Annotated in this window: 10 protein-coding genes; all 10 read left to right on the top strand. The window is 66.1% G+C overall.

Annotated elements, in window-relative coordinates; all coding sequences use genetic code 11:
* Positions 1–81: 81 nt before the first annotated feature.
* Entirely contained in the window at positions 82–582 is a 501-nt protein-coding gene (locus RMET_RS05635) for a sigma-70 family RNA polymerase sigma factor (protein WP_011515907.1), read from the top strand.
* A gap of 96 nt (positions 583–678) precedes the next feature.
* Positions 679–1719: a FecR family protein gene (locus RMET_RS05630; protein ID WP_029309984.1), complete on the top strand. Its 1041-nt coding sequence runs from the start codon at positions 679–681 to the stop codon at positions 1717–1719.
* Positions 1720–1883: 164 nt separating this feature from the next.
* Positions 1884–4331 (top strand): TonB-dependent receptor, encoded by a 2448-nt coding sequence (locus RMET_RS05625; RefSeq protein ID WP_029309983.1) that lies wholly within the window; start codon positions 1884–1886, stop codon positions 4329–4331.
* A gap of 99 nt (positions 4332–4430) precedes the next feature.
* Positions 4431–5456: a 2,3-diaminopropionate biosynthesis protein SbnA gene (gene sbnA, locus RMET_RS05620; RefSeq protein ID WP_011515904.1), complete on the top strand. Its 1026-nt coding sequence runs from the start codon at positions 4431–4433 to the stop codon at positions 5454–5456.
* The gene (gene sbnB / locus RMET_RS05615; RefSeq protein ID WP_011515903.1) at positions 5453–6520 is read left to right on the top strand and encodes a 2,3-diaminopropionate biosynthesis protein SbnB; all 1068 of its coding nucleotides are present in this window, start codon (positions 5453–5455) and stop codon (positions 6518–6520) included. The genes sbnA and sbnB overlap by 4 nt, the downstream gene beginning before the upstream one ends.
* Positions 6517–8286: an IucA/IucC family protein gene (locus tag RMET_RS05610; protein ID WP_011515902.1), complete on the top strand. Its 1770-nt coding sequence runs from the start codon at positions 6517–6519 to the stop codon at positions 8284–8286. The genes sbnB and RMET_RS05610 overlap by 4 nt, the downstream gene beginning before the upstream one ends.
* A 2-nt stretch (positions 8287–8288) precedes the next feature.
* A complete protein-coding gene (locus tag RMET_RS05605; RefSeq protein WP_011515901.1) occupies positions 8289–9476 on the top strand; it encodes an MFS transporter in 1188 nt (395 codons plus the stop codon).
* Positions 9463–11289, top strand: a complete 1827-nt coding sequence (locus RMET_RS05600; RefSeq protein ID WP_011515900.1) for an IucA/IucC family protein — start codon at positions 9463–9465, stop codon at positions 11287–11289. The genes RMET_RS05605 and RMET_RS05600 overlap by 14 nt, the downstream gene beginning before the upstream one ends.
* Before the next feature lie 5 nt (positions 11290–11294).
* Entirely contained in the window at positions 11295–13148 is a 1854-nt protein-coding gene (locus RMET_RS05595; RefSeq protein WP_011515899.1) for an IucA/IucC family protein, read from the top strand.
* Positions 13136–13900, top strand: coding sequence for an HpcH/HpaI aldolase family protein (locus tag RMET_RS05590; RefSeq protein WP_029308159.1), 765 nt, complete (start codon positions 13136–13138; stop codon positions 13898–13900). Before RMET_RS05595 ends, RMET_RS05590 begins: the two co-directional genes overlap by 13 nt.
* The last annotated feature ends 11 nt before the right edge of the window (positions 13901–13911 follow it).

The following is a 13911-nucleotide window of genomic DNA, read 5'->3' as shown; positions in this document are numbered from 1 at the left end:
GCGGTTGACGCCTTCATCACCTACAAATGATAATAGGTCGCATTTGCATCAAAACGCTTACTCTTAGCTGACACTCCATCCATGGCCTCGACGCGCCTGCGTGCCCTCGGTCTGTACGTGCACTACCAGGAGCTGGTCGGTACCTGGACGCGCAGGCTCAGCAATCGGCACGAGGCCGAGGACCTGTCGCAAGAAGCCATGCTGCGCGTGCTGGAAGCCCGGGTAACGCCCGAGCAGCCACGCGCCTATCTGCACCAGACCGCCCGCAATATCGCGATCGACACCTTCCGCAAACGAGACGGGCACGAGCACCTGCCGCTTGACAGCATCGAGTCGATTCACGCACCCTCCGGAAATCCCGAGGCGGACCTGCATGCCGTGCAGGTGGTCGCGGGGCTGGAGCGCGCGCTGGCCGAACTGCCCTTGAAGTGCCGCCAGGTCTTTATCTGGCAACGGCTGGACGGGTGCTCCCAGCAGGAAATCGCCGAGCGGCTGAATATCTCGAAGAACATGGTCGAGAAATACATGATTCGCGCGATGCGACACCTGCGCGACCAACTGGGCCAACTCTCACCTCACTAGAACAATCTTGTCGATGCCTGCCCCATATCCGTCTGGCGGCGTCTGCTCCCCCCCAAGCAGCCCATGCAGCGGTCTTGCGCCCCGGTCGAGAATCCGATGAGCCAATCCGTCGATGTCCGCGAAGCAGCGGCGCGCTGGTTCTCGCGCAATCAGGCCCCGGCGCTCAGCCCGGCCGAGCAACAGGCATTTGCCGCATGGCTGGCGGCCAGCGCCGAGCATCGCGCCGAGTACGCGGCGCTCGAACGCGTCTGGCAAGCCGCGGCAGCCATCGATCCGGACAGGCTACGCAAGCTGGCCGTGGATGAAAGCGCCTGCCCGACACCCCCACTATCGCCCCCAATATCGCGCCGGGTATCGGCCGGCTGGCGCCCCGCCCTGCTCGGGCTGTGCGCGGCACTGGCCATCGGCATTGGCTGGATCGGCTGGCAGCATGACGCGGCGGTTGCCACCAACGCTGAATACCAGACCGCACCGGGCGAACGCAGGACGCTGACGCTCGACGACGGATCGCGCATCGAACTCAATACCCGCTCGCGCCTGGAGATTCATTACAGCGCCGGCACCCGTCGCGTGACCTTGCGCGAAGGTGAGGCGATGTTCGAGGTGTCACACGACGCCGCACGCCCGTTCGTGGTTGATGCGGGCATGGGCACCGTTACCGTAACCGGCACCCGTTTCGACGTCCGACGTGACACATCGGGCGTGGACGTATCGGTCGAATCCGGCTCGGTAGACGTGAGAGGCAGCGTGAGAGGCAGCGTGAGAGGCAGCGCAAAAGACAGCGTGAAAGGCAACGCCGGCCGGACACCCGACACGCGCCTGTCCGCAGGGCTCGGCGCGCGCATCGCCAGCGACGGTACCGTGACCGGCGCGGCCTCGATCGACCTGCCCGGCGTCCTGGCCTGGCGCGAAGGCAAGCTCGTCTTCAACGACGCGCCGCTCTCGGCCGTGGCGGCCGAAGTCTCCCGCTATCGGCAACAGCCCGTGCGCGTGGCAGATGCCGCGACGGGCAGCCTGCGCGTCAGCAGCGTGTTCAGCGCCGACGACACGTCGGGCCTGCTGGCCGCGTTGCCGCAGATGCTGCCGGTGGGCGTGCGCAACCTGCCAGACGGCAGCACCGAAATTTTTTCGCACTAAGCATTCAGGTTTTTCTTCCGGATTTCGTCTTCTTCCCGATAGCCAGCGAAGCCGCGGCTGTCGTGTTCTGAAGTAATCCAAGAAAACCTGACGTGACACATTCATATTCGACTACGGGGAACCGGGTCGGCGCCGCCGCCCGAGATTACGGACGGCGTGGGTCCATGGCCGCGCTTGCGGCCGCCGTCCTGATGAGCGTGGCCGTGGCACCCGTCGCTGCCCAAACGCCGCGCGGTGACGTGCCAATCCACATCGAAGCACAGCCGCTGGCCGATGCCCTGCTGCAACTCGGCCGCCAGACGTCGCTGCAACTGTATTTCCCGCCAGAACTGGTGGCGGGCAAACGGGCGCCCGCCGTGAACGGCACCATGCGTCCAGAGGCAGCGCTGGACTCGCTGCTCAAAGGCAGCGGCATCCAGTACCAGCGCAGCGGCAACCAAGGCTTCGTGCTGCGTCCGGTTTCCGCGGCACCAGCCGCTGCACCGCCGGTGCCATCCGATACGCTCCACGCCACGGCCCAGCCCACCACCGTGCTGGCCCCGGTGGAAGTCACCGCGTCACGGACATCGAGCGATCTGGTCCGCCCGACGCGGCAATCGACGGTGCTGGAACGCACCGAACTCGAGGAACTGAAAACGGGCTCGGACAGCCTGGCCACGGTGCTGTCCAAGGTGATCCCCGGCATGGCCGACTCCAGCCACACGGTGACAGACTTCGGCCAGACACTGCGCGGGCGCGGCATGCTGGTGCTGCTCGACGGCATTCCGCTGAACACCAATCGAGACTCCGCGCGCAATCTGGCCAATATCGATCCGGCACTGGTGGAGCGCGTGGAGGTGCTGCGAGGCAGTAGCGCGATCTACGGCGGCGGCGCCACGGGCGGCATCGTCTCAATCACCACCCGGCCAGCCGGCGGCGAGCCCAAGGCCGATACCACGGTGACGATGTCCACGCCGCTCTCCCGCCTGCGCGCGGACGGCTTGAGCGCCAACGTGCAGCAGCACTTTTCGGGCAGCAGCGGGATGCTCGACTATGCGTTCGACCTAGGCGCGCGCCATATCGGCAATTCGTATGATGCGAAGGGCCAGCGCATTGCGCCGGAGCCAAGCCAGGGCGACCTGTTCGACTCGAACAACTACAACGTCGGCGGCAAGCTCGGCCTGCGCTTCGCGCCCGACCAGCGCATCCAGCTAGCCTTCAGCCATTTTGACGCCAAGCAGGACACGCGCTGGGCGTCGGATCCGAGCGTGGCCAAACTGCCGCCGGGCAGCGTGCCCGCGCGCGCGCTCGACGGGCTGCAACTTGCCGACCAGAACCAGATCCGCAACACGCTCGTCAATCTCGAATACGAACACCGCGACCTGCTCGGCAGCCAGTTGTCGGCGCAGTTCTACTACCGGAACTACTACAGCCGCTTCACGCCGTTCGACGCCCGCGCCGTGCCCGTGCGCGGCGGCAACGTCGACCAGGCGATGCAGGATTCCGAGGTCTTCGGCAGCCGCCTGACCGTCAAGACGCCGCTCGGCGCGGACAAGCGCACCCGCGTGATCTGGGGCATGGACTTCGAGCAGGAGACCAGCGACATGCCGATCGACATCTTCGACCTGAAGGCCTATGACGCCAGCGGCGGCCGGATCTTCAACAAGATTGGCACGCTGACCTACATGCCGCCGATCACCACGCGCAGCATCGGCGGCTTTGCCCAGTTGCAGCACAAGTTCAACGAGCAGTGGTCGACCGAGGGCGGCCTGCGCTACCAGTACGCGCGGGCGAGCTTCAGCGACTTCGTGCCGCTTTCGCAATCGCGCGTGACCAATCCCGCCACCGTCAGCGGCGGCGCGGTCGACTACAGTGCCGTGCTCGGCAATATCGGCGTGGCCTACAAGCCGGTGAAAGACCACGAGTTCTATGCCGCGTTCAGCCAGGGTTTCAACCTGCCCGATATCGGCCTGCAGGTGCGCAATGCGCGCGCGGGTTTCGATATCGGCTCGTCCGACCTGCAGCCGGTCAAGACCAACAACTACGAACTGGGCTGGCGTGGCGCGTTCGGCAACACGCTCGGCTCGCTGGCGATCTTCTACACCACGTCGGACCTCGGCGACGTGCAGAGCTTCAACAACGGTCTGATCCTGACGCGCACCGCGGAAAAGATCTATGGCGTGGAAGCATCGGCCGACTATCTGTCCACCGACGAACGCTGGGGCGCGGGTGGCACCTTCACCTGGATGCAAGGCCGCGAAACCCCGCAAGGCCGTGATAGCCAACAGATGACCGGCTACCGCATCCCGCCGCTCAAGCTGACCGGCTACGTGCAATACCGTCCCGTGCCGCAATGGAACAACCGGCTTCAAGCCACATTCTTCGCTGGGTACGACTACCGACTGAACGGCGTGACGAGCTTCGGCCGCCGCGACGTGAGCAGCTACACCACGCTCGATCTGATCAGCAGCTATCAGGTCACGAAGAAGGACACGGTCACCGTTGGCATCCAGAACCTGTTGAACCGCTACTACTACCCGCTCTACAGCCAACTTCTGCGCAACAGCAACAACACAAGCCATCTCCCGGCGGCCGGCATCACGCTCACCGCCACCTACCAGCACCGCTGGTAACGGCGTGACAAGGCTTTTTCGGGCCTTGTCACGGTCAGAATTAGTAATGCTTCTCATTGCCATGCACTACAGCGCCCTATCAGCAAGGAGATTTGCACCATGGTCTGCAACAGCATCATCGAGAGTATCGGCAACACGCCATTGGTCCAGCTACGCCGGCTCTTCGGCCGCGCGGACGCGGAGGTCTTCGCCAAACTGGAACTGCTCAATCCGGCCGGCAGCGTCAAGGACCGGCCCGCGCGCTACATCGTGGAGAAAGGCCTGACCGAAGGAGCGATCGGGCCGCACTCCCATGTCATCGAAAGCTCGTCGGGCAACCTCGCCATCGCCCTGGCGATGATCTGCGGCCTCAAGGGGCTGCGCTTCACGGCGGTGGTCGATCCCAAGATCTCGCCCACCAACCTGAAGATCCTGCGTTGCTACGGCGCGGGCATCGAGCAGGTGACCGCGAAGGACAGCCAGGGCGGATACCTGGAAACGCGTATCGAGCGGGTGCGTCAGATGTTGCGCGAACAGCGCGATGCGATCTGGATCAACCAGTACGCCAATCCGCTCAACTGGGAAAGCCACTACTACGGCGAGGCCGCCGAGATATTGGCGCAGCTTGCCCAGCCGGCAGATGTGCTGGTGCTCGGCGTCAGCACGTCCGGCACCGTGCATGGTATTGCGCGACGGCTGCGCAAGGCATGGCCGTCGATGCGCGTGGTAGGCGTCGACGCAGTCGGTTCCGTGCTGTTCGGCCAACCGTCGCAAGCGCGCGAGCTGCCGGGCATTGGCGCCAGCCGCGTGCCGGAATTGCTGTGCCGGGACGAGATCGACGAAGTGATCCATATCGACGACTACACCGCCGCCACGGCGTGCCGGCGCCTGCTGGCGCGCGAAGGCATCTTCGCGGGCGGATCTTCCGGCGCGGTCGTCGCTGCCATCGAGCAGGTCCTACACGCCACGCCGGTCAGCCATCGACCGCTGCGCATTCTCACCCTGTTCCCAGATCGCGGCGAACGCTATCTGGACACCGTTTATGACGACGCCTGGCTCGCACGCATCGCCGCGCGTCGCGCCGTGCCGAACCTCGCCGCTCTTCCTACCGTTGCCTCATTGATCCCCGCCGGAGTGTCCGCATGACCAACTCGCCCACGCTCACAGCCACCACCTTGCCCTCTGCATCGAACCCCTCCCACACCAAGCCCGAACTACGCTACCTGAGCCGCGACGACCTGATCGCGCTGGGCGCGGGCCACTCCGATGCCTTCGTGCAAGCCATTACCGAAGGGCTCGCCATCCACGCGCGCGGCGAGCATGTGCAGCCACTCAAGCCCTATCTGCGCTGGTCCGGCGCCGACCATATCGCCGACCGCATCATCGCGATGCCCTGCTACATCGGCGGCGACAACCCAATCGCCGGCATCAAGTGGATCGGCAGCCGCCAGCACAACCCCGCGCGATTCGGCCTGGAGCGCGCCAGCGCGGTGATCGTGCTCAACGACGCCACCACCAACTACCCGGTGGCGATCATGGAAGGCGGCCTGATCAGCGGCATGCGCACCGCCGCCATCACGGCAGTGGCCACGCGGCATCTGGCGCGTAGCGGCTTCACCGATGTCGCCTGCATCGGCTGCGGCCCGATCGCACAGATGCAGATGCAGACGCTCCTCGAGCAATTCCCGCAGATCCGCGCCGTGCACCTGTTCGATCTCTCGCGCGACGCCATGCATGCGATGCGGTCGATGCTCGGCAGCCGCTTTCCCGCCGTGGGCTGGGAACTGTGCGGCAGCGCCGAACTGGCCGTACGCGCCGCCGACGTGGTGGTGACCTGCACGGTCACCGATACGCCGTACCTCGAACACGCCTGGCTCAAGACCGGCGCCTTCGTCTGCAACGTGTCGATCATGGACGTGCACAAGGATGTTTACGAGAAGGTCGACAAGGTGATCGTCGACGACTGGGACCAGTCCAACCGCGAAAAGAAAATCATCAACCAGCTTGTGCTCGAAGGCCGCTTCAGCCGCGAGCAATTGCACGCGGAACTGGGCGAGATCGTGATCGGCAGGAAGCCCGGCCGCGAGCGCGACGACGAGATCATCCTGCTCAATCCGATGGGCATGGCGCTCGACGACATGGTCTGCGCACGCCACTTCTACCACCTGGCGCTGGAACGCAACGCCGGCACGCGCCTGCCGCTGCTATGAGTGGCGGCTTCCACGAACGCCTGCTGGTGCAGGACCTGATCGACGCGCTGTGGCTGGAGGACCTGCATGGATTTCGCAACCACGCGCGTATCGTAGATCACGACGCCGGGCAAGGCGCGTCGCTCGTCATCGCGCTCGGTCGGGCGGGAGAGCTTCATGCAAGCGGGCGGCGCTTGCACGGCATTCGCCCGTTGGCCGTGAAGGATGCCACGTTGACACTGCGGCGCGATGGCGCGGAGACCACGGTCGATGGCGCGGCTGCATTGGCGGCGCTACAAGCCGCCGACTGGTGGCCGCAGTGCAGCGAGCGTTTGCGCGCACTGTTCGAACTGGCTCGCGCCCAATCCGCCCACACATTCGGCCACGAGGACACCATCGTGGAGAAAGCGCGCGTCGCCCCCGAAGCACTGATGCATTGGGAAGCACTGACTTGCCTCCGTGACCGACCCTTCCACCCCCTCGCGCGCGCCAAGGCTTGGGGGAACAAGGGGCGCCCCGACACGCCCGGGTATCACGCCGAAACGGGCCAACCGCTGCAGCTGCGATGGGTGGCGCTACCGCGCAATCAGGTGCGCGGCAGCGTACGCGTGCCGGAAACCGGCCAACCCATCGCCAAAGCCTTGTTGAGCCCGCACGCCTTCGAACGGCTGCATACCTGGGCGGAGACGGCCCGGACCGATGCCTCTCACCTCTGGTTTCCGATGCATCCGTGGCAACGGCGTCATCTGTCCGGCATGTCGTGGATTGATCTGGGCAACCACGGCGATGCGTGGCCCACCGCGTCGCTTCGTTCGATGGCCGTCCCGGACTCGTCTGAGCCATATCCCTTGCACGTGAAGCTTTCGCTCAACGTGCAAGCCCTGGGCGCAACGCGGACACTGCCACCCCGGTATCTCCAGAACGGCGTGCTCGCGCAGGCATGCCTTGCCCGGCTACAGGCGCGTGATGCGTGGCTGGACCAACACCTGTTCCTGTGCGACGAGCAGGACTGGTGGTCCTTGCGGCAGCATGACGTCCTGACGCGCGAGCCCGGCGAACTGGCTTGCCTGTTACGCCGCTATCCCGCGCCAGAGCAGCTGCCGCCAGGTAGCTGGTTGATGCCGATGGCAGCCTGCGCCGCTGTCACCAGCGACGGCGAACTCCCCGCGTTGCGTGCGCTGGGTGCCAACGACTCTGAACAGGCATGGGACTGGTTCCGGCGTATCTCCCACCTGTTACTGGAAGCCAGCCTGCGTTGCTTCGCGCACGGCGTCATGCCTGAGTTGCATGGCCAGAACGTGCTGCTGGTGATCGCCCCGACGGAAAACGGTCCTGGCCTGCACGGCCTCGTGCTGCGCGATCACGACACGTTGCGCATCTGCCCGGCGTTGATGGCCGACGCCGGTGTGCCGGCACCCGACTATGCCATCGATCGCTCCACGCCTAACACGCTGATCCTGGACGCGCCCGATGCCTTGCTTGCGTACCTGCAGACGCTAGGCATTGGCGTAAACCTGTTCGCAATGGCGGTGGCCATTGCCGACGCGTATGGCGCCGACGAGAACATCGGCTGGCGCATCGTGCGTGAACGGATCGACGCCCTGCTACGCGAAGGCGTCATCGCCAGACCTCACGTTGCGGCCATCGCCCGGCATGCGCTGCTGGAAGCCGACACGTGGCCGTTCAAGCAAGTGCTCGCGCCATTGCTCGCCCGCGAAGCGATCGGCACGGGAATGCCCAGTGCGATGAGCAGCCTGCCGAATCCGCTACGCCAGCCGGAGCCATAGTCATGCGTCCCAATCGCCCCCAAACGCTGACAGTGCTGCTGACCACACAGGCGGTGGTCACCACGGGTCTGATGACGCTCGTGCCGATTCTGCCGCTCTACCTGCAAGCCATGCCGGGCACGCATGGCACCGACTGGAGCAGTGTCGCGCTGGCCGCGCCCGCGGTCGGGGCGCTCGCGGTGGCGCCGTTCACCGGCATCTGGTGCGATCGCGTCGGTCATCGCCCGGTCTTGCTCGTGTCACTGGTCGTCTTCACGGTCAGCGTGCTGATCCTGGCCACTTCGCAGCATGTCGCCGGATTCATCGTCGGTCGGGTATTGCAAGGCGCCAGCGCCATCGGCGTGATGCTGACCGCATGCATCGGACACGTTAGCGCGCCCGCCTCGCGCAACTGGGCGTTTGGCCTTCAGGAGTCGGCGGTGGCAGCCGGCGCACTGCTGGGCCCGGTGCTCGGCGGCGTGTTGCAGGATGTCTGGTCACCACGTCCGATGCTGTTTGCGGTGGCGGCGCTCAATGCCTTGCTGACGTTAGCGCTGTCGACCCTGTTGCGCGACATGCCTGCGCACACCGCGCCGGTGCCTTCCACTGGCAAGCGTCGGCCCATCCGCGATGTGCTGATGCTGCGCCGCTGGCTGGCCGCCGCCTGTCTGTCGCAGGCGGGCGCGTTCGCGCTCGTCAACGTGTTCGTGCTCTACCTGCAGCAGCGCGCGCCGCACGATGCGCTGCTAGCCAGCAAAGCCGGCACGCTCCACGCGCTCGGCTGGCTCGCGGCGATGTTCGCCAGCCCCTGGTGGGGCGCGCGCAATGATCGCGTGGCGTCCGGGCGGCATTTTCTCCTTGCCGCATCCGGATGCGCGGCGGCCATTGCACTGCTGCCGCTGGCCACCGCGCTCTGGCAGATCGCGCTGCTCCGCGTGATTCACGGCGCGCTGTTTGCCGCACTGGCGCTGTCCGTGCTCGCCCATTGCCATCGGGTGCTTCCCGCAGCGCTGCACGGCACCGCCACGGGCGTGGCGCGAAGCGCGATGACGGCCGGCCAACTCGTCGGACCGCTGGCCGTGATGGTCAGTCTGCCGCTCGGTGGCCCGAACGCCGCGCTCTGGGTAACGGCCGCCATGTTTGCCGTATCTGCCCTGCTGATCCTGCCAGACCGTTCTCCTTCATTCGCCCCTGTCCATGATGCGAGGTAACACCGTGTCAATACTCTCAGTCGAACCTGCAGTCTCCGTGCTGCACGCCAAACGTGCTTTCTCCGCGACAACCCCATCTGTCGATCCGGTGGAGCGGCACCTGATCGAACAGTTTTTCAACACCTACTGCCGCGAAAACGGCATCCACGATCCCTGCGGCCGCGCTCACCTGTCGGCCGATCATCCTGTTCCCGCAGCGCTCGACCCAACGCTGTCGGTATGGCAGGCGTCGGGCCGCCGTACTGCCGTGATCGCACTGCCCCACGCGGGTGGCAACCACCGATGGCTCGCGGCCGCGCTCGACTACGTGTCGCCGATCGGATACCACCAGGTCGCCCACGCCGCTATGCTCGACCCCGAGGATGGCCAGCCCACGCCACTGGTCCAGGCGGAGCCCCTCGTCGACGCCATCGTCGATGCATTGGCCACCAGCTTTCCTGCTGCAGCCACGGACGAATGGCCCGCGCGTTTTGCCGCGTTGATGCGCAACAGTGCGCAGAAGGCCCGGCTCTATCACGCCGATGCGCCCGCGTCTTCCGCGCCGTCGACCTTCATCGCTGCCGAGCAGCGGTTGCGCTTCGGCCATGCCTTCCATGGAACATCGAAGGCATCCGAAGGATTCACGCAAGACGACCTGCGCCGATACGCGCCAGAGTTCGGCACCGCATTTCCGCTGCACTACCTGGCGGTAGCCAACGAGCACTTCGCGTCCCACAGCGCCGGTCACGGACCATTGCCGATTGATCCGGAGGTCATGGCGTTCGCCGCCCCCCTGCTGCGCGACGGCGAGTATCGGCTGCTGCCCTGCCACCCGTGGCAAGCTCGGCACTTGCTGCAGCAACCCGCCATCCGCGCACTGATCGCGCGTGGCGCGCTGCTGTCGCTCGGACAACGGGGCGAACTCGCCTGGCCAACGTCCTCGGTACGTACCGTATGGCTGCCACGCCAGCGCCTGTTCCTGAAGCTCGCGATCGATGTGCGGATCACCAATTTCGTCCGCAACAATCCTCCCGAGCACGTGCTGCGCGCGCTCGATGCAAGTCGCGCCATCGCGCGAGTACCGGCATCGGCCCGCGCCAACGATCGCTTCACGGTACTGACCGAACTTGGCGGCGCAGTGCTGGCCGTCGACGACCCCGGACTCCGTGCCAGCACTGCGGTCATCTATCGTCAGGGCCTGCCCGAGCGACATGGCGATACGGCCCAGGTGCTGGCGACTGTGCTGGAAGACCCACCGCATGGCACGAGTCTGCTTGCGACCCACTTGCGCCAGGCGCTGGGCGCATCACCGACGGTGGAAGACGTCAGTCGCTGGTGGGCGCACTATCTTGAAGTCACCCTGCTGCCGCTGACGCGCCTGTTCGGTGACTATGGCATCAGCCTCGAAGCGCATCTGCAGAACAGCATGGTTTCCTTCCACGAAGGCTGGCCCACGCACGGCTATGTGCGTGACATGGAGGGCGTCAGCATCAGCCGGAGCCGGTGTCCCTGGGCGGTCTACCTCGACGGCAGCCCGGCGCTCTACGACGACGACGCAGCGCTGCACCGTTTTGCCTATTACGTGATGGTGAACCACATCGGCCATTGCATCGCATGCATCGCCCGTACCGGCCATTGCAACGAGGCAACGTTGTGGCAACAGACCGCCCGCGCCCTGCATGACGACGGCCCCACCGCCCGAACGGTACTGGCACAGCTCGCAGCCATGCCCACGCTGCCCGCCAAGGCCAACCTGCTGAGCTGCTTCGGACGGCACGGCGAAACACCAGCCTGGGTAGCCATCGCCAACCCGCTTCATCACCCGCACGCGTGACCGCCATGCAGATCGACGACTATCAAGCCCTGATCCAGAGCGATCACTATCGCCGTGCCACGCAACGCGTGATCCGCCAACTCATGGAGGCGCTGCTGTTCGAGGACGTGTTTCGCGACACCCACTGGACCACCGGGTCCGTCACGCTCCCAGCCGTTGCAGCCGATGGCCAACCGGTGCGGTACCGCTGCGCGGTCAGGCGCATCGATGCATTTGGCCGCATCCGCCTGGGCAACGTGATACGCGCGCACGGTGGCGACGAGACGGCGGCGGACGATGTATCGCGCCTGCTGCACGAACTCGCCGGCCAGTTCGACGCCGATCCCCAGCGCATTCAGCAGTTCGCGATGGAACTGCTATCCACGCAGCTCAAGGATGCGCACTCGCACCACGCGAACGGCGCCAGCGGCCAACTGCTGCGCGACGCCGACTACGACACCGTCGAGGCACGCCTGACTGGCGCGCATCCCTACCACCCGTCCTACAAGTCGCGCCTTGGCTTCACCATGATCGACAACGCGCGTTTCGCCCCGGAATGCGCCTCGGCAGTACATCCCGTGCTGCTGGCCGCGCGACGGGATCGTTGCCGCACGTCGGCCAGCGCCACCGTGCCCGGGCAGAGCGCTGGCGCCTTGCTGAGTGATGCCGCGCGTCAGCACTTTGACGCGGCGCTTGCCCGATACGGCGCTGACCCGGCCGACTACCTGCCGCTACCGGTCCACCCTTGGCAATGGGCGGAGGTTGCCGCGCCGACGTTCCACGCCGCCTTCGCGCAAGGTGATCTGATCGCCATCGGCACACTTCCCGAGCGCTACCTGCCCCAGCAATCGATTCGTACGCTGGCCAGTCTGGATCACCCCGGAGCGCCATCGCTGAAACTGGCCATGAACATGGTGAACACGTCGACGTCGCGCGTGCTGGCGCCGCATACGGTCTGCAACGCCGCGCCGCTGAGCGACTGGCTGGCCAGCCTGGTGGGAGGCACGACGTGGACGCCCCCGATAGCCGCGCCGATCCTGTTGCGCGAGGTGGCGGGCGTCAGCTACATGCCGGCGGCACCCGCTCAGGGACAGTACGGCGCGTTGTCGTGCATCTGGCGCGAAAGCATCCACGGCCATCTCGCCCCGGGAGAGCGCGCGCTGCCGATGACCGCCCTCGCCCACCGCGACAGCGATGGCGAGCCCCTGCTTGCGCCTTGGCTCGATCGGTACGGTGCCGCCACATGGGTGCGTCGGCTGATCGAACGCGCATGGCTGCCGGTGCTGCACCTGCTGTGGGTTCATGGAATCGCCCTGGAATCCCATGCGCAGAACATGCTGCTGATCCACGTGGATGGACTGCCCGAGCGCGTCGCGCTCAAGGACTTCCACGACGGCGTGCGTTTCTCGCGCCAATGGCTGTCGGCGGAGCCGCCCACGCTGACGGCCCCGCCGCCGGAGCACGCGCTGGTCAATCCAAACTCGTTTATCGAGACCGACGATGCCGACGAACTGCGCGACTTCACCTGCGACGCCCTGTTCTTCGTCAATCTGGCCGAGTTCGGCGCGATGCTGGCCGACCATGGCTATCTGGAAGAACCTGAGTTCTGGCGTATCGTCGCCGGCGTGATCCGCGATTACCAGGCCGATCATCCGGAGCTGGCCGAACGATTTGCGCGCTTCGATTGCTTTGTGCCGACCATTGCCATCGAGCTGCTGGCGAGCCGCCGCTTTCTGCCGGAAGTCCGCCTGCGCACACGCGACGCACCGAACCCGCTCGCAAGTGCGCCCACATCAGCGCTCACCGGCTCGCCCACAGCCGCGCCCGCAACCAGGCTTACGACAGCCCACGCACCGACGGAGGCATCGTGCAATCGTTGAAGCAGCGCTTGCTCACACCAGGCAGCGAACCCATCGTCGGCCTGTTCTGCTCGACACCGGCACCGCTCACGGTGGAACTGATCGCCGCCGCTGGCTACGACTTCGCGGTGATCGATCTGGAGCACACGCTGATCGATGGCGCATTGCTTGGCGCGATGCTGCTGGCGGCGCGTGCCAGTGGCATCGCTCCGCTGGTGCGCGTGGCAGCGTTGCATCAGGTGGCACCGGCGCTGGACGCCGGCGCGCAAGGGATTGTCTTCCCGCGCATTACCGGTGCAGCGCGGGCAAGCGAAGCGGTGGCATACTGCCACCACACCTGCGGCATCCCGGCAGGCAAGCGCGGCCTCAATGCCACCTGGCACAGCGGCTACGGCCGGGACGATCTGTGCGAAGCCGCCGAGGACGCCGCACGGCACACGCTCGTTGTGGCGATGATCGAAGACGCCGCGGGCTTGCGCAACGCCGATGACATCGCGGCGCAACGGGGCGTCGACGTGCTGCTCGAAGGTGCGGCCGATCTCTCCCAGTCGCTGGGCGTGCCGTGGCAAACCCGCCATCCGCACGTGCGCGACGCCGTGGATACGATCGCCGCCGCCGCGTTGCGTCATGACAAACACTTCTGCGCCCTGCCCCGTACACCCGCTGACGCCGCCGCATGGCGTGCACGGGGCACCCGGATGATGGTGCTTGGCGACGATCGCGGCATCGCCCGCCGTGCGATGGCCGCCCACCGGCAGGCGTGCATTGCCTAGCAGCAGCAGGA

This window comes from Cupriavidus metallidurans CH34, from assembly GCF_000196015.1.
Classification (GTDB): Bacteria; Pseudomonadota; Gammaproteobacteria; order Burkholderiales; family Burkholderiaceae; genus Cupriavidus; species Cupriavidus metallidurans.
Note: the sequence above shows the minus strand (reverse complement) of the source record. Positions and strands in the feature narration are given on the sequence as shown.

Excerpts from the sequence above, each read along its gene's own strand:
- RMET_RS05630 (WP_029309984.1), top strand. The coding sequence starts at position 679 with ATGAGCCAATCCGTCGATGTCCGCGAAGCAGCGGCGCGCTGGTTCTCG.
- sbnA (WP_011515904.1), top strand. The coding sequence starts at position 4,431 with ATGGTCTGCAACAGCATCATCGAGAGTATCGGCAACACGCCATTGGTC.
- sbnB (WP_011515903.1), top strand. The coding sequence starts at position 5,453 with ATGACCAACTCGCCCACGCTCACAGCCACCACCTTGCCCTCTGCATCG.
- RMET_RS05600 (WP_011515900.1), top strand. The coding sequence starts at position 9,463 with ATGATGCGAGGTAACACCGTGTCAATACTCTCAGTCGAACCTGCAGTC.
- RMET_RS05635 (WP_011515907.1), top strand. The coding sequence starts at position 82 with ATGGCCTCGACGCGCCTGCGTGCCCTCGGTCTGTACGTGCACTACCAG.
- RMET_RS05605 (WP_011515901.1), top strand. The coding sequence starts at position 8,289 with ATGCGTCCCAATCGCCCCCAAACGCTGACAGTGCTGCTGACCACACAG.
- RMET_RS05595 (WP_011515899.1), top strand. The coding sequence starts at position 11,295 with ATGCAGATCGACGACTATCAAGCCCTGATCCAGAGCGATCACTATCGC.
- RMET_RS05625 (WP_029309983.1), top strand. The coding sequence starts at position 1,884 with ATGGCCGCGCTTGCGGCCGCCGTCCTGATGAGCGTGGCCGTGGCACCC.
- RMET_RS05610 (WP_011515902.1), top strand. The coding sequence starts at position 6,517 with ATGAGTGGCGGCTTCCACGAACGCCTGCTGGTGCAGGACCTGATCGAC.